The organism is Pseudomonas sp. Bout1 (genome assembly GCF_034314165.1).
Classification (GTDB): domain Bacteria; phylum Pseudomonadota; class Gammaproteobacteria; order Pseudomonadales; family Pseudomonadaceae; genus Aquipseudomonas.
In genome coordinates this window covers 6,981,950-7,000,106 of the sequence record NZ_JAVIWK010000001.1, presented here as the reverse complement: position 1 = coordinate 7,000,106, position 18,157 = coordinate 6,981,950, and the positions used below count along the sequence as shown (strand labels likewise).

At 53.6% G+C, this 18,157-nt stretch carries 17 protein-coding genes and 2 pseudogenes; 17 read left to right on the top strand and 2 right to left on the bottom strand.

Translation table 11 applies throughout. The annotated features are described in order from the left end of the window. Window positions 1-86 precede the first annotated feature (86 nt). From RGV33_RS32470 to RGV33_RS34400, 5 genes and pseudogenes are all read left to right on the top strand, one after another. Window positions 87-773, top strand: a complete 687-nt coding sequence (locus RGV33_RS32470) for a heavy metal response regulator transcription factor (protein ID WP_019816984.1) — start codon at window positions 87-89, stop codon at window positions 771-773. Then, the gene (locus RGV33_RS32465; protein ID WP_019816985.1) at window positions 773-2,161 is read left to right on the top strand and encodes a heavy metal sensor histidine kinase; all 1,389 of its coding nucleotides are present in this window, start codon (window positions 773-775) and stop codon (window positions 2,159-2,161) included. Before RGV33_RS32470 ends, RGV33_RS32465 begins: the two co-directional genes overlap by 1 nt. A 359-nt stretch (window positions 2,162-2,520) precedes the next feature. Beyond that, the gene (gene copC / locus RGV33_RS32460; RefSeq protein ID WP_024014909.1) at window positions 2,521-2,904 is read left to right on the top strand and encodes a copper homeostasis periplasmic binding protein CopC; all 384 of its coding nucleotides are present in this window, start codon (window positions 2,521-2,523) and stop codon (window positions 2,902-2,904) included. Between the two features lie 3 nt (window positions 2,905-2,907). After that, the gene (gene copD / locus RGV33_RS32455; protein WP_019816987.1) at window positions 2,908-3,846 is read left to right on the top strand and encodes a copper homeostasis membrane protein CopD; all 939 of its coding nucleotides are present in this window, start codon (window positions 2,908-2,910) and stop codon (window positions 3,844-3,846) included. Window positions 3,847-3,919: 73 nt separating this feature from the next. After that, window positions 3,920-4,143 (top strand): annotated as a pseudogene (locus RGV33_RS34400) (hypothetical protein); the annotation flags it as partial. A 290-nt stretch (window positions 4,144-4,433) separates the two neighbouring features. Here RGV33_RS34400 and RGV33_RS32450 read toward each other — a convergent pair. Continuing rightward, window positions 4,434-4,841: a MerR family transcriptional regulator gene (locus RGV33_RS32450; RefSeq protein WP_019816989.1), complete on the bottom strand. Its 408-nt coding sequence runs from the start codon at window positions 4,839-4,841 to the stop codon at window positions 4,434-4,436. A gap of 913 nt (window positions 4,842-5,754) precedes the next feature. Here RGV33_RS32450 and RGV33_RS32445 point away from each other — a divergent pair. The 3 genes from RGV33_RS32445 (at window position 5,755) to RGV33_RS32435 (ending at window position 9,198) form a co-directional block, all read left to right on the top strand. Next, the gene (locus tag RGV33_RS32445) at window positions 5,755-7,827 is read left to right on the top strand and encodes a heavy metal translocating P-type ATPase (RefSeq protein ID WP_232392676.1); all 2,073 of its coding nucleotides are present in this window, start codon (window positions 5,755-5,757) and stop codon (window positions 7,825-7,827) included. Between the two features lie 130 nt (window positions 7,828-7,957). Further along, window positions 7,958-8,461 (top strand): signal peptidase II, encoded by a 504-nt coding sequence (gene lspA / locus RGV33_RS32440; RefSeq protein WP_019816991.1) that lies wholly within the window; start codon window positions 7,958-7,960, stop codon window positions 8,459-8,461. A gap of 143 nt (window positions 8,462-8,604) precedes the next feature. Further along, window positions 8,605-9,198, top strand: coding sequence for a helix-turn-helix transcriptional regulator (locus RGV33_RS32435; protein WP_225568928.1), 594 nt, complete (start codon window positions 8,605-8,607; stop codon window positions 9,196-9,198). 56 nt (window positions 9,199-9,254) lie between these two features. On the opposite strand, the gene RGV33_RS32430 is transcribed toward RGV33_RS32435, so the two are convergent. Beyond that, window positions 9,255-10,148 carry a cation transporter gene (locus RGV33_RS32430; protein WP_032872266.1) on the bottom strand — a complete coding sequence of 298 codons (894 nt, stop codon included), beginning with the start codon at window positions 10,146-10,148 and terminating at the stop codon, window positions 9,255-9,257. Between the two features lie 158 nt (window positions 10,149-10,306). Here RGV33_RS32430 and RGV33_RS32425 point away from each other — a divergent pair, with 158 nt between their 5' ends. The 9 genes and pseudogenes from RGV33_RS32425 to RGV33_RS32390 all read left to right on the top strand — a co-directional run bounded on the left by RGV33_RS32425 (window position 10,307) and on the right by RGV33_RS32390 (window position 17,990). Continuing rightward, the gene (locus tag RGV33_RS32425; RefSeq protein ID WP_019816994.1) at window positions 10,307-11,179 is read left to right on the top strand and encodes a sterol desaturase family protein; all 873 of its coding nucleotides are present in this window, start codon (window positions 10,307-10,309) and stop codon (window positions 11,177-11,179) included. Window positions 11,180-11,331: 152 nt separating this feature from the next. Continuing rightward, on the top strand, window positions 11,332-11,649 hold the full coding sequence (gene tnpA, locus RGV33_RS32420) for an IS66-like element accessory protein TnpA (RefSeq protein WP_082069254.1): 318 nt from the start codon (window positions 11,332-11,334) through the stop codon (window positions 11,647-11,649). Further along, window positions 11,646-11,981, top strand: coding sequence for an IS66 family insertion sequence element accessory protein TnpB (gene tnpB, locus RGV33_RS32415; protein ID WP_045062372.1), 336 nt, complete (start codon window positions 11,646-11,648; stop codon window positions 11,979-11,981). The genes tnpA and tnpB overlap by 4 nt, the downstream gene beginning before the upstream one ends. A 62-nt stretch (window positions 11,982-12,043) precedes the next feature. Further along, window positions 12,044-13,591, top strand: a pseudogene (tnpC, locus tag RGV33_RS32410) (IS66 family transposase). Between the two features lie 104 nt (window positions 13,592-13,695). After that, window positions 13,696-14,088, top strand: coding sequence for a DUF6957 family protein (locus RGV33_RS34395; protein WP_416152100.1), 393 nt, complete (start codon window positions 13,696-13,698; stop codon window positions 14,086-14,088). Window positions 14,089-14,371: 283 nt separating this feature from the next. Continuing rightward, window positions 14,372-14,629, top strand: coding sequence for a BPSL0761 family protein (locus RGV33_RS34390; RefSeq protein WP_045060513.1), 258 nt, complete (start codon window positions 14,372-14,374; stop codon window positions 14,627-14,629). Between the two features lie 284 nt (window positions 14,630-14,913). Beyond that, window positions 14,914-16,047, top strand: coding sequence for a nucleoid-associated protein (locus RGV33_RS32400; RefSeq protein ID WP_045060514.1), 1,134 nt, complete (start codon window positions 14,914-14,916; stop codon window positions 16,045-16,047). 2 nt (window positions 16,048-16,049) lie between these two features. Beyond that, on the top strand, window positions 16,050-17,312 hold the full coding sequence (locus tag RGV33_RS32395; RefSeq protein WP_115146710.1) for a hypothetical protein: 1,263 nt from the start codon (window positions 16,050-16,052) through the stop codon (window positions 17,310-17,312). 375 nt (window positions 17,313-17,687) lie between these two features. Next, window positions 17,688-17,990 (top strand): hypothetical protein, encoded by a 303-nt coding sequence (locus tag RGV33_RS32390; protein ID WP_045061356.1) that lies wholly within the window; start codon window positions 17,688-17,690, stop codon window positions 17,988-17,990. Window positions 17,991-18,157: the final 167 nt, after the last annotated feature.

The following is an 18,157-nucleotide window of genomic DNA, read 5'->3' as shown; positions in this document are numbered from 1 at the left end:
AAGCCAAGATTACTTTTCTGTCAGTTGCTGGTTGGCTGCCAGTTTTCGTTGCAGACTCCGCTTAACCTTTATCTGAGAACGACCTCATGAGACTTCTTGTCGCTGAAGACGAACCAAAAATAGGTATCTATTTGCAGCAAGGGCTCAACGAGGCCGGGTTCAATGTCGACCGTTTCACGAATGGAAAAGAGGCGCTTCAGCACGCTTTGAGCGAAGCCTATGATCTGCTGATTCTCGACGTCATGATGCCGGGTTTGGATGGCTGGGAAGTCCTGCAGAAGGTGCGCGCTTCCGGGAAAGACGTCCCGGTGCTTTTTCTCACCGCCAGAGACCGCGTTGAAGACCGAGTGAAGGGACTTGAACTCGGTGCGGATGACTATCTGATCAAACCCTTCGCGTTTTCTGAATTGCTTGCTCGAGTCAGAACGCTGCTGCGTCGCGGTAGCAGCGCACCTTCGCAAACCTTTATGAAACTGGCTGACCTTGAAGTGGACCTGCTCAAGCGTCGAGCCATCCGAGGAGGCAAACGCATAGACCTTACGGCCAAAGAGTTCGCGTTGCTTGAGCTTCTGCTGCGTCGTCGAGGGGAGGTGCTGCCAAAGTCTCTTATCGCCTCCCAGGTTTGGGATATGAACTTCGACAGCGATACCAACGTTATCGAGGTTGCAGTGAGACGGCTCAGGGCCAAGATAGACGACGATTTTGAGGTCAAGTTGATTCATACCTCAAGGGGAATGGGTTACATGCTCGATGCACCAGATTCGGAGTCGTGATGAACCGGATGTCCCTGACGACTCGTATGAGTCTGATGTTTATGCTCGCGGTAACGGCCGTGCTCACGGTCGCCGGACTCAGTTTCAATAACCTCAGCCGGCATCATTTCAAGATGCTGGATCAGCAGGCATTGTACGAAAAACTCCACTCGACCCAGCGGATCTTGTCCGGGCTGAGCAACATCGATCAATTCAGCGAGGCTAAACCGGAGTTAGAAGCGCTGCTGGGCGCACACCGTGATTTGACTGCGCTTATCATCGATGGCGACGGCAAGGTGCTGTTTGCGGATCCCGGCCCGGTCGACGTTCCGAAGGCGTTTCGAACAACCACAAACACAACCGTCTGGGAATGGCGGGAGCAAGAGCAGATGTTCCGTGGTGTGACTGCGCAATCCGTAGTGACGGGACAAGAAAGGCCATTAACTGTCATGTTGATTTTTGACGTTACGCAGCATATGTCCTTTTTCGAGACGCTCGAACGATGGTTTTGGATAGGGTTGGTGATCAGCGCATTGGTCAGTGCTGCACTCGGCTGGATGGTAGCTAGCAGTGGCATGCGGCCTATCCGCCAGGTCACATGGGTTGCTGCCTCCATGTCAGCAAAATCACTCAAGGAGCGTATTCCCCTGGCACCCGTTCCGAAAGAGCTTCAACAGATGGTGTTGTCGTTCAACGCCATGTTATCCAGGCTCGACGATGCATTTGTCCGGTTATCCAACTTTTCGGCAGACATTGCCCACGAACTACGGACCCCCGTGAGCAACTTGATGACCCACACTGAAGTGGTGCTTTCGAGAAAAAGAAACATCGAGGACTACGAAGACAATTTGTACTCCAATCTTGATGACTTGAAGCGCATGAGCCGGATGATTGATGACATGCTTTTTCTGGCGAAATCTGACAATGGTCTAATTACGCACGAGAGCAAGCCAATAGACCTGGTGGCTGTCGTGGAAAAATTGCTTGAGTACTACCGCCTGTTGGCTGATGAACGAGGGATCGAGCTCAAGGTTTCAGGACGGGGGAGCGTGCGAGGTGATGTTCTTATGCTCCACCGAGCGATTTCCAATCTGCTCTCAAATGCGCTGCGCTACACCTATGAAGGGACGTCAATCAGTGTCGATATTCAGCACAAGGATGCGTCGGTAACGGTTGTCGTGGAAAACTATGGTGAGCCCATTGCCCCCGAACACCTTGAAAAGCTGTTTGATCGTTTTTATCGCGTGGACCCAGCGCGGCGAGAAGGAAGTCCGAGCAACGCAGGGCTAGGTCTGTCAATTACCCGATCAATTGTCGAAGCGCACAATGGCAAGATCTGGTGTACGTCAGGCGACGGGAAAACGGCTTTTCATCTTGAGTTTCCGGCCGTCGATTCCACGGTTAGCTGAGCGACAAAACATTGGGACCAACGACGTCTTGGCGTTCTGCGTTTGCTACGCCTCTGCGGATTTTTCAAAGTGATTGAGCTCCCCTGTCCTGCGGTACGCCGTGTCTTTTCCAGGTCTTGCTACGCTCAACGATTAGATGCCAAACATCGGATCAAGCTGACTGAAATGTAATCGAACAGTTTGTGATCGTGTGGCATCGTGTTCTCGCACTGTGACGTTAGGGCTAGCGAGTTTCTCCTGTTCAACCTGGCGAAGAGGACGGGGGCTCCAAGTTAATCAACAGTGGTTTTTAAAGAAATTAAAAACTAGTTCCTCCCAAAAAACCTCGAATCAACAGCGCTTGCTGTGAGGAGTCTTGCATGTCATTCCTTAAAACTACGTCCGTGGCTGTTGCAATCACTGCTGGTTTGCTTCTGAGTGCAGTGGCCCAGGCACATCCAAAACTACTTTCTTCCACTCCGGCAGAAGGCTCGGATGCGGCGGCTCCGTCGAAAATCGAACTGCATTTTTCTGAGAATCTCACCACTCAGTTCTCCGGTGCAAAGCTGATCATGACCGACATGCCAGGCATGCCTAACTCACCCATGGGTGTAAAGGCCGCCGTCGCTGCTGGTGGTGATCCGAAAACCATGGTGATTACGCCGGCTGCACCGCTGACCACCGGCACCTACAAAGTTGAATGGCGTGCAGTGTCTTCGGACACCCACCCGATCACCGGCAACTTTTCATTCAAAGTGAAATAATCCATGAGCGACTCATTAAATATCGTGGTTCGCTTTGCTCTCTATTTTGACCTGATGTTGTTATTTGGACTGGCCATATTTGGCTTGTACAGCCTCAGGGGAAAGGAAAGGGTATCGGGCACGGTCTTGAACTTTGAGTCGCTTCTCTACGGTACTTCTGTTGCAGGTGTAGTTCTGTCCCTTGCTGCGATGTTGTTGCTTGCAAAAGCAATGAGCGGTGTATCGGAGCTTATGGAGCTACATCACCACATTTTTGAAATGGTCATCATGGGCACCGACGTTGGGCTGACCTGGATGGTTCGGATAGCCGCCTTGGTGGGGGCAATTCTGGGCGTCGCGTTGAATAAACGATATCCGACACCCAGCCTCTGGATCGTCACCGTCTGTGGAGCAATCGCGTTGGCCACGCTAGCCTGGACGGGGCATGGTGCCATGGACGAAGGCAGCCGCCGCTACTGGCATTTTCTCAGCGACATTTTCCATTTATTAGCGGCAGGTGGCTGGTTGGGTGCTCTAGCGGCCTTCGCTCTACTGCTACGGTTGAAATCGCTGAAGGGTGAGGAGGAAGCACGTATTCTTGCCCGCGTGCTGACTGGCTTTGAGTCGGCCGGCGGTGTGATTGTTGCGATCATAAGCGTTACGGGAGTAGTAAATTACCTTTTCATCGTCGGTCCCAACCTTGATGAGGTCATGCTCAGTACCTATGGCCAGTTGCTGTTTTTGAAGATCCTGCTCTTTGCCGGGATGATCGTTTTAGCGACGCTGAACCGCTTTCACTTAAGCCCGCTATTGGAGCGCTCGGTTCGCAATGGTCAATACTCTGTAGCGGTCAATGCCTTGCGCCGCAGCATGAAATTCGAATTCCTGATGGCAATCCTCATCATCTGTCTTGTCGCATGGTTAGGCACGCTAAGTCCTGAAATGGAAATGAGCGCGCAATAGAGGTTTCTGGCAGCTAACCCAGAAGCCTGGAGCGTGATTGTTAGCACCATTTCTACTGGCTACACTTCAGCCCATGACACGCTGTCTACGGCTTTGCCTGATTTTCCTGATTAGCCTGGCGCTTCCCCTCAGCGGGATGGCGGGTGTTCAAGCGCCGGAGAGCCATGTCCAATGAAACCCTTGGATGGCGGATGACAACATGGGCCAACGCTGCCGCCGTGACATGAAGTCCCCCGAACTCGGTGAACCCCGTAAGCCGAGCAAGGGTGCAAAACAGGCGGTAAGCTGCACATTTCAAAGCGGCAATGAATTTACCCTGTCGCACGGTTAAGCACTTTGCGTCAGAAATTTAATAAGCACGGAGGTGTCGGTGGTTCAATAATGATAACTGAGCACGGTTAACTTAGAGCTATTACCATCGATTTTCCCACATGTCGCCGCATGCGGTTTTAATGGGATGGCAAATTTGCGAACCACAGGACAATCCTAAGGCACGCATCCTGAAATAAACCAAGATAGCGGACTTTATTGCACAATGACGATTCTCACCTCGTACAATCTCTACGCACATGGAGTCTTTTGCCGCGTTAACTACGATTCGACAATGATTCAATGATGCGACATTGCTCTATAACACCACCGTGGCAGCAAACACTCAGTCGTGTCAGTTCGGCTTCTAAACCTCGTAAGTCCTGAATACGGATTCGAACTTGTTGGAGTTGCCCTTGCACTTTCGCATCCACAGCGGCGCAGGAAGCGTCGCGTCGGTCAGCCAGGCCGAGTAGATCGCGAATGTCATCGACGCTGAACCCAAGCGCGCGGCTGCGACGGATAAACAGCAGCCGGTTGCGCTCTTCATCTGTGTAAAAGCGATAACCCGACGGTGATCTTCCAGCAGAAGGCAGCAGCCCTGACTGCTCGTAATAGCGGATGGTTACGGCTTTGGTATCGGTCAGCTTCGCCAAGGCACCGATCGTGTACGTGGGCGCATTCATTTCTCTTGACCCTATAGTTGCTGGAATCCTCATTCTACTCGCGTCAGGCAACAAGCAAATCCTTGCTCACCGTTCTACCGATCGCCAGGCCTCTGATCGATGAAAACCCTCCCCGCCGATCTCTTCAACTCGAGTTTGGACGCTTTGCTCTGCACATGGCTGCTTACCTTCGTAGCAGAGCTTCTGTGCTGCTCGTCGGCCGCCGCATAGGGCAAGTGCCCTGTGTGCTTTGCTGTGAGGACGGGATGCCGCCTGATATTAGCGTCACGAAATAGGACGCCGTTGATGCCAACACCGTAGGCGCGAGGGGAAGCAGCATTTCCTATCTACTACCGGCCACTTACTCACTGTGATCACGTTGAACATGAATGGTCGCTGGTGGATGCCTTAAGGCATCGAAGAATCTCTTGACCTTATAGTGGCTATAAGGTGTTCACTCTCGCCATGAAAAGCGGAGAGCGTTCTCATGAAAAACTGTTGCGGTGACGAGCAAGCACCAAAAAAGCCAGCGGGCGTGGACGTTTTTGACCCTGTCGCATCCGGGAGCTGCTGTGCGACTTCCGCAACATCGGGTGAAGACGAAACCGATCGAGATCGAACTACCAGTTGCTGTTCTTCTAAGACCTCGGACGTGAATCCTGCGCTTTCAACAACCAAAAGTGCGGATGGCTGCTCTGCTGGAGGCAACGGCGGAAAGACAAGCTGCTCCACTTCATCTCCGACATCTTCTCAATATCCACCTACCGAACCGAACGAGCCCACCACCTCGGTTGTTACCGATGCATGTTGCTCTGCATCTGGAACGGATGGCCCAAGCGCGTGCCCATCCAAAGTGTCATCAGCCGTTGTCAACGACACGGCTCGCTTGAGTCGTTTCCGGATTGGGCAAATGTGCTGTCCTACCGAGCAGGCGATGATTGAGGGCAAGCTTGCAAAGATGCCTGGAATTCAGAAATTGGAATTCAACATGATGAACCGTACTCTAGGTGTCTGGCACGAATTGCCACATACCCTGGGAATCGAAGCGGCCGTGTCATCGCTTGGTATGCAGGCGGAACCGTTGAATGGCGCGGTCGACGTACCAGGCGCGGATAAGCAGCAAAGCCAGTTTGAAGCTGAATCACTGCGCAAAAGCACCTGGTGGCCGTTAGCGCTGTCTGGTATTGCTGCGGTAGGCGCGGAAATTTTGCATTTCACCCAGGCAGCCCCCGAATGGGTGATTGCTGCTGTAGCTTTAATCTCGGTAGCACTCTGCGGGCCCGCGACTTACAAGAAAGGTTGGATCTCTCTCAAAAATTTCAATCTCAACATAAACGCGTTGATGAGCATTGCGGTGACGGGAGCGGTCCTGATTGGGCAGTGGCCAGAAGCGGCGATGGTCATGTTTTTATTTACTGTTGCCGAATTGGTTGAGGCCAAGTCGTTGGATCGTGCACGCAATGCGATCAAAGGACTGATGGACTTGACCCCAAATCATGCAACGGTGCGCCAGGCAGACGGCAGTTGGCTGGACGTAGATGTCAAAACCGTCCAGATCAGCTCCTTGGTTCGAGTTCGCCCCGGCGAGCGCATTGGTCTGGATGGCAACGTGATCTCCGGCAACTCTACCGTAAACCAAGCCCCTATCACCGGGGAAAGCTTGCCCATCGAGAAAGCTGTCGGTGACCCTGTTTATGCCGGCTCGATCAATGAGTCCGGTTCCTTCGAGTACCGCGTGACGGCTGAGGCCAGCAATACGACACTGGCCCGGATTATTCATGCTGTGGAGGAAGCCCAAGGTTCACGCGCCCCGATCCAGCGGGTCGTCGATAAGTTCGCCAAGGTTTATACGCCATCGGTGTTTTTCTTCGCCCTTGCCGTTGCGATATTCCCGCCCCTGTTTATGGCCGGATTATGGGCTGACTGGATTTATCGGGCGCTGGTGCTTCTGGTAGTCGCTTGCCCTTGCGCACTGGTGATTTCGACCCCGGTGACCATTGTAAGCGGCCTCGCGGCAGCGGCGCGAAAAGGCATTTTAATCAAGGGCGGGGCGTACCTGGAAAGCGGTCGCAAGATCACCCATCTGGCCTTGGATAAAACTGGGACCATTACCCATGGCAAGCCCGTACAGACCGATTTCCTGCCTCTAGCTGATGGATTATCTAGAGATTATCGCATTGCCGCCGCGAGCCTTGCCCAACGTTCGGATCATCCGGTTTCGCGGGCTATTGCCAAACAAACGGCCCAGCAATCGCTGCGGTTGCTGGAAGTGGATAACTTCGAAGCGCTGCTGGGCCGAGGGGTCCGCGGCGAGATCGAGGGTAAGCGCTACCAGTTGGGTAACCATCGTTTGTTGGAGGAGTTGGGGTTCTGCTCACCTAATACCGAAGCCGCCCTGGGCCACCTTGAGCGGCAAGGGAAAACTGTAGTCATTCTGTCCGATGACAAACGGGCGCTGGCGTTGTTTGCAGTCGCCGATACGGTAAAAGCCACCAGCCGAGCCGCAATCGAGGAGCTTCACGCGTTAGGTGTGAAGACTGTGATGTTGACAGGGGACAACCCACATACCGCGCTGGCAATTGCCGCGCAGGTAAACATTGACGAGGCCAAGGGCAATCTCCTACCGATCGATAAGCTCAAAGCCATCGAAGCCTTGATCGATCATAAAGGCACCGTCGGCATGGTCGGTGACGGAATAAACGATGCCCCTGCGCTTGCTCGGGCTGATGTGGGCTTCGCGATGGGGGCAGCTGGCACCGATACGGCGATCGAGACTGCTGACGTAGCAATCATGGATGATGATTTGCGCAAGATTCCTGCCTTCATTCGTCTCTCCCGCCAGACCGGAGCAGTACTTACGCAAAACATTGCGCTCGCGCTGGGCGTTAAAGCCATCTTCCTAGCCGTTACGCTCACTGGTCACGCTACGATGTGGATGGCGGTATTCGCGGATATGGGGGTAAGCCTGTTGGTAGTACTGAATGGCCTGCGCTTGCTGCGCAAATGATACGGACACGATGCCTGCTTTGCTGTTCCAAGACCTGGATCCCAGTGGGTGATACCGCACGAGCAAGAGTCAGTGCTTTTCAAAAAATACCAGTTTCAGATGTACTGGAACGGTTACTACGGAATAGCCAATGAACGGTTTCCCAATGACAGCTCGTGTACAGCCGCCTACTTTGTGGTGGGGAATTGCAGCGGTCCTGGCGTTGATCGATCAAAGTCTAAAGCTTGGCGTCGAGCACCTTTATGAGCTGGGCTCATCGGTCGCCGTAGGCTCATTTTTCAACATAGTGCATGCACGCAATACCGGCGCCGCGTTCAGCTTCTTGGCTGACGCTGGAGGCTGGCAGCGTTACCTTTTCGTTGTTGTTGCGCTAGCCGTAGCATTGACGCTCGTCGCGATCCTTCAACGGGAACGTCACTGGAGCGAAGCCTTGGGCTATTGTCTCGTTTTGGGTGGGGCTGTTGGCAATCTTATCGACCGTTCTTTGCGAGGCTTTGTCGTGGACTATCTGGATTTTCACTATCAAGGCTGGCACTGGCCCGCGTTTAATCTCGCAGATATATGTATTGTCAGCGGCGCATCGTTTTTATTGGTCATAAGCGTGATTAGCCCCGCGTCGCCAAGCAAACGTTGACGATGGAGCGCCACCTTCCAGTACGTGTCCTAAGGTGGTCTGGTCGCGCATGGCTAACGCCTGGGTTAGCGGTTTTTGCTGGGCATGCTGGTCATCAAGATTGGCATCAGCATCAGGCTCACCAAATAGCTATAGGTATCGACGTGCCTGTAACAGTGGAATGCCTGCCGCGTCAGCACACCGAGTTTGCAGTGTTTATTCCAGCCGGTGTTCGGCATCGAATCAGCGGAGCCCTCATCGTTTCAATCTACTTGGACGTCTTGGCAGAAGAGGGCCAGGTTTTGCCGAAGACCATGACGCCGATTCCGATCAATATCGCCCCGGCTGACGCCGCACTAATTGCTGACTCCTTGAAGGCAGGCGCGGGAGACACTCGGTCCGCAGTGCGAAAAGCCCTACAGATAACCGATGCACCTCCAGTCGCCGATCCTCGCCTGGCAATAGTCAGCACGGCCATTTACCAGGGCATGGTACGACGTGAAGAGTTGGCAGCACTGGTACACCTGTCCCCAACTCGATTCTCGCATTGGTTCGTGGAACAAACCGGTTTGCCGCTGCGTAGCTATGCTAAATGGCTACGACTGACCCAAGCTGTTCGACATCTGGCATCCGGAGAACCTATAACCACCGCTGCGCACGCGTCAGGCTTCTCCGACTCAGCCCACTTTTCCAGAACCTTTCGCTCGCTGTTGGGTATAGATCCCTCATCGGCGCTCGCCGAAGTGAGCTTGCATTAAGCGACTAGGTTAGAGGCTTGCGGCCTTAGCTACAGGCCGCTCGCCGATTGGAATAGTTAAGCTTTTAGAGCCAGGATTCGACGTGCGCCGTTCAAAACGATCAGGCCAACGACCGTACCAATCACCAAGTCTGGGTACGGAGACCCTGTCCAAGCGACCAATGCTCCTGCAGCGATTACGCCAACGTTCGCAATCACATCGTTGGCTGAGAAAATCCAACTCGCTTTCATGTGTGCTCCTCCTTCGCGGTGGCTGTAGATCAGCCACAGGCAAGTGACGTTTGCCACCAGCGCGACGGCGCCTATCCCCATCATCAGCATCGATTCAGGTTCACTGCCATAGAGAAAGCGTCGAGCAACTTCCAAAAGCACACCCAAAGCTAGAATGATCTGAAACATACCTGCCAGGTGTGCTGCACGTACTTGCATTCCCGCGCTGCGGCCGACCGCAAAGAGGGCCAGCCCGTAAACGGCCGCATCAGCAAACATGTCCAGCGAGTCGGCAATCAGCCCCGTCGATTGGGCAATCAGGCCAGCACTCATTTCGGCGAGAAACATTGCACCATTGATGCCGAGCAATATTTTTAATGTGCTGGCTTCCTTTGAAGCGTTTTGCTCTTCATTGGCACTGTTGGCTGATACGGACTCTGGGCTGATGGGCTGCGTATCTAATAGCCTTGCCCCCAAGCCAAGTGACTCCAACTTGGTAGCGATCTGCTCTACGGCCCCTTCGTGAAAAACACTCACCTGTCTACCGGATAGGTCAAAAGAAAGTGAAGCTATTTCCTGCAAGCCATTCAGCGCGAGTCTGATCATCCGTTCTTCGGAAGGACAGTCCATTTTTGGTACTGAAAATTTGCTGATCCATGTCCCTTCATTTAATGGCTTAGCTGCTGCTTCTGGGCCTGCTGAAGCCGGGCCACAGCCACAGGATTTGTCACACGAACTCATGGGGCCGCTCCTCTAAATACACTTGATCCTGTCGATTACAAACCTTCTAGCCGCTATAAGGTCAAGCGAGGATATTCATCATTCGATTGTAGCTCTTTCGTTCAATCCAAACGCCAGCCTGTGACTTATCGTCTTCGCTTCCTAAAAGGAGGTGAGCGATGATCATTATTTTCCGATACGTCATACGTTGGATGAGCTATCCGCTCATATTTGGTGGCACCGCTGCGTTCATGGTTTGGGCGCTTTACACCGGGATTCCGCCATGGCCCACAACACTCCTGATCGCTATTGTGAGCTTGTTCACGATCGCCGCGCTGGAGCAATTCCAACCCTTTCGTCAATCCTGGCTCGAAGATCATCAAGACACCTCGACCGATTTATTGCATATGCTGGTCAACCTTTCTGTCATTCAGTTCACTGCTGAAGTCCTCGCCAAGCTTGGCGATGCGGTGCCGGCATCAGTTCGCCTTTTTCCCAGCGAGAGTCCCCTCTGGTTACAGCTGGTTCTGGTCGCAACCGTCCTCGATTTAAGCCTGTATGTCATGCATCGCATCAGCCATCGGGTGCATTGGCTGTGGCGTATGCACATGATTCATCACAGCGCTGATCGCCTTTATTGGATGAATGGGGAGCGCAGACATCCGCTGCATGCGGCGCTAATGGCCGGACCGGGGCTGGTGGTTCTGCTCGCCTCAGGTGCGCCGTCGGCCGTTATCGCGACTTGGTTCAGCATCTTGACCGTTCATTTAGCCTTCCAGCATTCGAACCTGGACTACTCGTTGGGCTGGTTACGCAACGTGATTGGAGTCGCCGAGACACATCGCTGGCACCATAAGCGAGAGTTCGAAGATGCCCAGGTCAACTTCGGAGAGTTTTTACTTATTTGGGATCACCTATTTGGAACCTTCTATGACGCAGCAAACAAGCTCGGTGATGCGCAGGTAGGGCTAAAAGAGCGAGACTTTCCAACAGGCTATCGTGCGCAGCTAATCGCGCCGTTTAGGCGCAAGCCTCAGAACCATATGATCTGAAGTTGCGTACCACGAAACGCCTATTCGCGCATTTACTGCCATGTGTTGTAGGGTAAGCGTCCAGCCAACACACCTTCCGAACTCCAGCATTAAGGGCGATGGTGTCCGCGTATTTTTAAGCGGACGCGATCGCCCTTAACGTCAGGATTTCCATGCGCCAACGAAGCTCTTACCCGAAACCCTTCAAGGCCCAGGTTGTTCAGGAATGCCTGCAACCGGGCGCAACCCTATCCAGCGTTGCCATCAGCCACGGCATCAACGCCAACGTTATCCGCAAGTGGCTACCGCTTTATCGAGATCAGTCGCCAGCGGCGTTGCCAGCTTTCATTCCATTGAGAGCTACGCCCAAACGGCAAACGGAAGCGTTGGCGGTTATTGAGCTGCCATTTGGCGAGCAATCGATCTCAGTGAAATGGCCAACGTCCGATCCTGAAGGCTGCGCCCGCTTTGTCCGTGGGCTCACTCAATGATTCGCATCGATGCCATCTGGCTCGCCACCGACCCCATGGACATGCGTGCCGGCACTGAAACTGCGCTGGCCAGGGTGATCGCGGTGTTCGGTGCGGCGAAGCCGCACTGCGCTTATCTGTTCGCCAACCGCCGCGCCACTCGTATGAAAGTGCTGGTGCATGATGGGATTGGCGTCTGGCTGGCTGCTCGCCGGTTGAACCAAGGCAAGTTTCACTGGCCCGGCATTCGTAATGGCTACGAGATAGAGCTGGATGCTGAGCAACTTCAAGCGTTGGTGCTCGGCCTACCTTGGCAGCGTGTTGGGGTTGGCGGTGCAATCACACTGCTTTAAAAAGCTGTAATTAGCGCCTTGGCCTACTGCCGCAAGCGACCTGCTTTGGTAAAATCCAGGGCATGACTTCCTCGCCCAATCTCGATCAGATGACCCCCGACCAACTGCGCGCCTTCGCGGCGCAGTTGCTGTCGCAGGTTGATTCTCTCGGGCTGCAAGTCGACAGGATGGGCAAGAAGAACGACCGCGACCAAACCATCATCGAGCAACTCACCCACGAAATCGCTTGGTTCAAACGTAACAAGTTTGCCAAGCGCAGTGAGCAATTGAGCCCTGCTCAAGGCAGCCTGCTCGATGATCTGCTCGACACCGATATCGCGGCCATTGACGCCGAGCTGAAGGCGTTGAATCCGCCGGCTGCGTCGGCCGAGCCACGCAAGCAGCCCAAGCGTGTTCCTTTGCCTGCGCAGTTTCCGCGTACCGTGATTTATCACGAACCCGACAACACCCAATGCCCCTGCGGCTGCCAGCTCCAGCGGATCAGCGAGGACGTCAGCGAGAAGCTGGATTACACGCCGGGCGTGTTCACCGTGGAGCAGCATGTGCGCGGGAAATGGGTCTGCCGCGAGTGTGAAACGCTGACTCAGGCACCGGTTCCGGCCTAGGTAATCGACAAGGGTATACCGACCGCAGGGCTGCTGGCTCACGTGATGGTGGCCAAATTCGCCGACCATTTGCCGCTGTATCGCCAAGAGAAAATCTTTGGCCGCGCTGGCCTGGCTATCGCCCGCTCGACACTGGCGCAATGGGTCGGCCAGACCGGCGTGCAGCTCCAGCCGTTGGTCGATGTGCTACGCGAAACGGTACTTGCCGAAGGCGTGATCCACGCCGACGAAACGCCAGTGCAAATGCTCGCGCCGGGCCAGAAGAAGACCCACCGTGCTTACGTCTGGGCCTACTGCACTACGCCGTTTTCGGCGGTCAGGGCAGTCGTTTACGACTTCAGCCCGAGCCGTGCGGGCGAGCATGCACGTAACTTCCTTGGCCAGTGGGATGGCAAGCTGGTGTGCGACGATTTCGCCGGCTACAAGGCAAGCTTCCAGCAAGGCATCACCGAAATTGGCTGCATGGCCCATGCGCGCCGCAAGTTCTTCGATCTGCACGCGACGAACAAAAGCCAACTGGCCGAACAGGCGCTGCACTCAATTGGCAGCTTGTACGAAATCGAACGGCAAGCGCGGGAAATGACCGACGAAGATCGCTGGCGAATACGTCAGGAAAAAGCGGCACCCATTATCGACGCACTACATACCTGGATGATGGCCCAGCGCGATCTTGTGCCCGAAGGATCGGCTATTGCCAAAGCTCTGGATTACAGCCTCAGGCGCTGGACGGCACTGGCTCGATATCTCGAGGACGGCGCTGTGCCCATCGATAATAACGCGGTCGAAAATCAGATAAGGCCATGGGCACTTGGACGCTCGAACTGGTTGTTCGCCGGGTCACTACGCAGCGGTAAGCGGGCAGCCGCGATCATGAGCTTGATCCAGTCAGCACGCATGAATGGGCATGATCCGTATGCCTATCTCAAAGATGTACTGACGCGGCTGCCGACGCAGCGTGCCAGTGAGATTGATCAACTGCTGCCGCATCGGTGGATGCCCGCCTGAGTCACGCAAGGTGACTTCGGCGGACGCTTACGTTTTACGGGCAGCTATGCTGACTGGTGTGATTGATAGTTCGACTCGATTTTTGAAGTGGGTCGGAGGGACGAATGAATCTTGAGGGCCTAGCCGAACTGCTTTCCGGTGGCGAAAAACTACCTGGATGTGAGCTAGCTCATTCAGACGCCTTGGCACTGGTCGGATTTTACTTCCCTGGACGCGCCTATTGTCTAGTCGCTGACTGGACAGTGGTTGATATAGCGGTCTCCCCCCGTCAGTTAAACGTCGTTGCTAGAAGAGGAGTCACTCCTACTTTGGTCAACGCTTTATGTGTTATCCACGATAGCAAAGGACGTTTCCCTCGCGGTCACTGGGTAAGAACTTCATTGGGGGTTTCGTTCACCCATGATTGCCTGTTCGAGACAAAAAACACCGTTTATGTGTTGATGGGACCCGGTCGAAGGGTACGAACAGACCTGGACGTCGCGCAGAGCCTGTACTGAAAGTCACTGGTGCGCAATGTGGCAGTCATCGACGTTCAGCGTTTTAGGTTTCGTCCGCCTCAGCCATCCCTATATTTTTCCGGTGCTTACCAAGACTTAGTGTTGGCCACGTATCAGCAATCGCCCCCTAGAACTTGGCTTGATAGGGGGTAGCCTGTCTACTTCAGAGGAGCCGAGCGGCGTGCTTGCTATAATTCAAACGAATGGTTCACACCCCCAGAATCCTCGGCGATGGCGGTTGGTTTTCTAAGGTTAAGCGCAAATTCTAGCGGAGTGGCAACACATGACTATGCCCTGCGAGCGTACCCGGAGTATCGTCCAAACAGGCGAGTTCTTGCGTGAGCTGTCCAGAGATCAGACTCTCCCAGAATCTGTTCGTCAGCAGGCAAAACGCCTCCTGCGGCATTACCCAGAACCATGGGTGATCTTTGGGATCGGCTCCTTCGAAGAGCTGCTTCAAACAAAGGGTCCGAGCGATCCAACGCGAGAGTTCGCGATAGTGGTCCACACTCCCCAGTTGAGCTCCAGCACTGACGGATAAGGCTGGAAAAACTTCCTCAGACTGAGTCTATGATAGAGACCATGGTCTGTGGCAATCCGCGATGGTGCTGTCCGCGCTTCAACGCTCCGACCCTCGTGTTGATGAACGGCATAGATTCTTATGCTGTATGCATGTACAGTTAATGGGTTCTTGCGGCCTTACTCATTGCCTAAGTGTTGAAGCCCTTAGGCGGTGTCATGTGCCGAGATAAGCCCTGAAGTTTGTTGGGTAAGGTGTTATTTTCAGTGATTCCATATTGATACTATCGGAACGGAATTCGACCTATGATCACACTGAAAACTGCCATTATTCACAGCTTCAAGAAGCTGGCCAAGACCAGCTTTATCTCCGAGGTGGTCAAGAAGGATGTGGCGCTCGATACTGAAAATCCTGCGTTGCATTTTCTGGTCAATGGCATCCACGGCCTCATCGGCAAAGAAGGCAACAGCGTGGTCTATGGACAGTTTGCCAATGATGACCGTCAGGGGCCGTTTCCAGAGCGCTTCACCGCGTTCGTAGAAGTACAAGATGATGAAGCGCAATTTATCGACTTGACCCACTTGGCAATGGACCAACTGGTGGAGCAAGCCGGTAATCAAGTCTTGTCGACTGGTGGACACATCCTTTGCGCCCAGTACACCTCGGGCGCAACCGACTTTTTCCTGGTCGCCAGCATGAAGGAGCGCGGTGGTATTCAGCTGGACGAAAACTATGTGCCGAAGGAAATTCAAGAGGTCGATCTCAACAAGGTTCAGCAGGCCGCCAGGATCAACTTGGCTAGCTTCGTGGCCATAAAGGCTATGGCTGCTGCGGCCGCTGCTGCGCCTGAGCAGGATGAGGATGACGCGGAGGATGAAGTGGATTCAACCTACCTGTGCTTCATCAGCCGCGGCCGTGATAGTCAGGCATCTGACTATTTCATTTCTGCACTGGGTTGTGCGAAAGGAGTGGCCTCCGGACGCGCTACCAAAAATGCCATTGATAACGTTGCCCGGTTTTTTCGCGACAACAAAGCGTTAAAAAGCTTTGGTTATAAGGCCAAAGAGGCGGTGATCAAATATCTGGAGGAGCAGTTGGCCGCAGGTAAGTCCGCACGCCTGGACGCCATCTGCCACGTCGCTGTCGCACACGTACCCGCTGACTTAGTGGATGAAATCGTTGGGCTGAAAGACTATTTGAATAGTGAGAAACATAAGGTGCCGGACGACTTTACGGTCAATGCGAAATCGCTGAAAGAGAAGACCCGTATCAAGGGGGACGCTGCTAACTGGTCGTTGCAATTCGAGCGTGGAGCGTTAGGTAAGGATCCGGCCGCAGACGTTTACTATGATGAGGGACGGAAGAAGTTGACCCTGTCCAATCTGACTGCCGAACTGGTTGGTGTGATCGAGAAAGAATTGCTGGCTAGGGCTGGCTAAGAATGTTTTCCAATGTGGTAGCTCTCTACCGTACCCTCGGAGCGCCCACCATTGAGGATGGGGTCATCCGCTATGAGGGGAGGCCAACGCCCGACATTATCGGTGCGTTGCGAATGTGTGATGACCTGCCCGCAGCTTATGGCAAGTTCGAGCATTGCTCTGAAGAAGCTGACTCTCTCGATATTGAGTTTCGCTTGCCATCGAACGAGTCGGGCCGGTTCTACGCGAACTTAGGCGAGTTTGTCGCTCGCAATGGCTCATTGGGCAAGGGCCAATTTCCGAGCAACGTGTACATTGTTGAGCTCAGTTGGGCGGATAGTGATGACACCGAACCTTCGGCGATTAAGGCGCTCAGGCGCGTCTGCCGGATGATCGAGCTGCTTGCACTGCTAGCGATCGGCGTCGACAAAGACAGCAGTCCAGATGGTTATAACCTGTTTTTTGCCTTGCCTCCCGATGGGGCTAAGCCTCCGAGAACTTTTCTGTTGCCTACCCAGGTTGACGTCAAGGTTCTTGACTATGAGCTCAACCACCTGAGTTTGTTGGAAGAAATACTCAATCGAAAAAACGAAAACAAGGCGCACCTCTCCGAACGAAAATTGATGATTCGGATGGCGGTGGCGAGCGTCATCGAGAAGTTTGAGAGCGAGCCGAATCTGTTCTTGGTGATCGTGCGGGAGTGGCGGGAGGTCCTCGCCACGTACCGTGCGAATCTGCAAACCTACGTCTATAGCTTCTCGTTTGAGCGGGCCCGGCGCGAGGTGGCCCAGGCTGAAATCGACTATGGCACTAAGCTTAGTGGAGTACTGGGCGACATCGCGGGCAAGATGCTTGCCCTGCCGATATCGTTAGCGGGTCTGGTCGTGCTGGAGAAAACAACCTCAAAATTCGAAGGTTTTATTCTTGTCCTTGGGCTAGCAGTGGTCTCTGTGGTTCTGCTTGCGATCCTGCACAATCAAATGCTGCAAACAGAGCGCCTGCTACACAGTTTCAATGTCATCTTCGATGATTTTAAGGACAAGATAAAAACCTATCCCCCAAAACTTCAGGGCTTGCTCAGGATCACCATCGACCAGGTCGACAAGCAGGGCCGAACGCTAACCAGGACCTTTCGCTTGCTGAAGGGGCTGTCCTTGCTGCCAATCGTCGGGGCCTTGCTGCTGGCCGCGATAAAATACTGGGATGGTTTCGTATGGCTATTGATGACCATCCTGTCGATCGTGTTTTCCGCGCTCAACGTAGCCCCGAACTTTCTCAGCCCGTAAAGGCTTTGCCTCATTTCTATGGAAAATTTTAAGGTGAAATAGGATTAGTAAGTTCAAACTGTTGAATAATGATCCACGCTGCCTACAATTGATCGAGGAAAAAATTTATGCTCGCAACAAACAGATGGCAGCTGAGCACGCAGCATCCTCAACGGAGCTGGAGCGTGCGGCGGTTTTCATAAAGGCTGCGCTTTGCAGGAAATCTGGCTTATCCCTCGGCCACGTCGTTTTCAATCGCTCAGTGATGAACGTTAAGAGATGAAAACCCACCATTTGAAACTCCTGAGGCCATCACAGTTGGCAGTCAGCAGGAGCTTGCCACGTAGTCTACGTAATGAAGGTCCCGCGTCTTACATTAGCGACGAGAAATCCCAGATGAGCGTTGAACTGAATGAGGAGGATATGCGCTTGGCGCTATTCGGCTCCCCAAAACAATCCGACCCCGTAGTACTCGCAAAGCCGCAGCCGAGTCCAACGTCCCGACTAAACTCTAAACCGCTATCACTGAAGCTGAGGGTGACACTGCACGTTACCAAGGACTTCGAAGGCGACGTGAGCGTGTTCATTTATGATGCGAACACGCTGAGTACTCTTATCGCGGAACAAGAGGCTAAAAAAGAAGCTAAAAAAAAGAAATTCAAATATTTCGATGTGGTCTCGGTCAAACCCATCCAGTAACTATCGTGTCGTTAAAGAGCGTGCTTCATTGCACTGCTCTTGCTCCCTATGCAATACCACTGACCAGCCAGTTGTTTTCTTGCAGACATTCGTTTGCATGTAACTTGACCAGTATGCGCCGTAATAGGGACTGGCTGATAAAGTCCAAAAGCAACAACTCCAGCAGT

Excerpts from the sequence above, each read along its gene's own strand:
- RGV33_RS32470 (WP_019816984.1), top strand. The coding sequence starts at position 87 with ATGAGACTTCTTGTCGCTGAAGACGAACCAAAAATAGGTATCTATTTG.
- RGV33_RS32465 (WP_019816985.1), top strand. The coding sequence starts at position 773 with ATGAACCGGATGTCCCTGACGACTCGTATGAGTCTGATGTTTATGCTC.
- copC (WP_024014909.1), top strand. The coding sequence starts at position 2,521 with ATGTCATTCCTTAAAACTACGTCCGTGGCTGTTGCAATCACTGCTGGT.
- copD (WP_019816987.1), top strand. The coding sequence starts at position 2,908 with ATGAGCGACTCATTAAATATCGTGGTTCGCTTTGCTCTCTATTTTGAC.
- RGV33_RS32450 (WP_019816989.1), bottom strand. The coding sequence starts at position 4,841 with ATGAATGCGCCCACGTACACGATCGGTGCCTTGGCGAAGCTGACCGAT.
- RGV33_RS32445 (WP_232392676.1), top strand. The coding sequence starts at position 5,755 with ATGATTGAGGGCAAGCTTGCAAAGATGCCTGGAATTCAGAAATTGGAA.
- lspA (WP_019816991.1), top strand. The coding sequence starts at position 7,958 with ATGAACGGTTTCCCAATGACAGCTCGTGTACAGCCGCCTACTTTGTGG.
- RGV33_RS32430 (WP_032872266.1), bottom strand. The coding sequence starts at position 10,148 with ATGAGTTCGTGTGACAAATCCTGTGGCTGTGGCCCGGCTTCAGCAGGC.
- RGV33_RS32425 (WP_019816994.1), top strand. The coding sequence starts at position 10,307 with ATGATCATTATTTTCCGATACGTCATACGTTGGATGAGCTATCCGCTC.
- tnpA (WP_082069254.1), top strand. The coding sequence starts at position 11,332 with ATGCGCCAACGAAGCTCTTACCCGAAACCCTTCAAGGCCCAGGTTGTT.
- tnpB (WP_045062372.1), top strand. The coding sequence starts at position 11,646 with ATGATTCGCATCGATGCCATCTGGCTCGCCACCGACCCCATGGACATG.
- RGV33_RS34395 (WP_416152100.1), top strand. The coding sequence starts at position 13,696 with ATGAATCTTGAGGGCCTAGCCGAACTGCTTTCCGGTGGCGAAAAACTA.
- RGV33_RS34390 (WP_045060513.1), top strand. The coding sequence starts at position 14,372 with ATGACTATGCCCTGCGAGCGTACCCGGAGTATCGTCCAAACAGGCGAG.
- RGV33_RS32400 (WP_045060514.1), top strand. The coding sequence starts at position 14,914 with ATGATCACACTGAAAACTGCCATTATTCACAGCTTCAAGAAGCTGGCC.
- RGV33_RS32395 (WP_115146710.1), top strand. The coding sequence starts at position 16,050 with ATGTTTTCCAATGTGGTAGCTCTCTACCGTACCCTCGGAGCGCCCACC.
- RGV33_RS32390 (WP_045061356.1), top strand. The coding sequence starts at position 17,688 with ATGAGCGTTGAACTGAATGAGGAGGATATGCGCTTGGCGCTATTCGGC.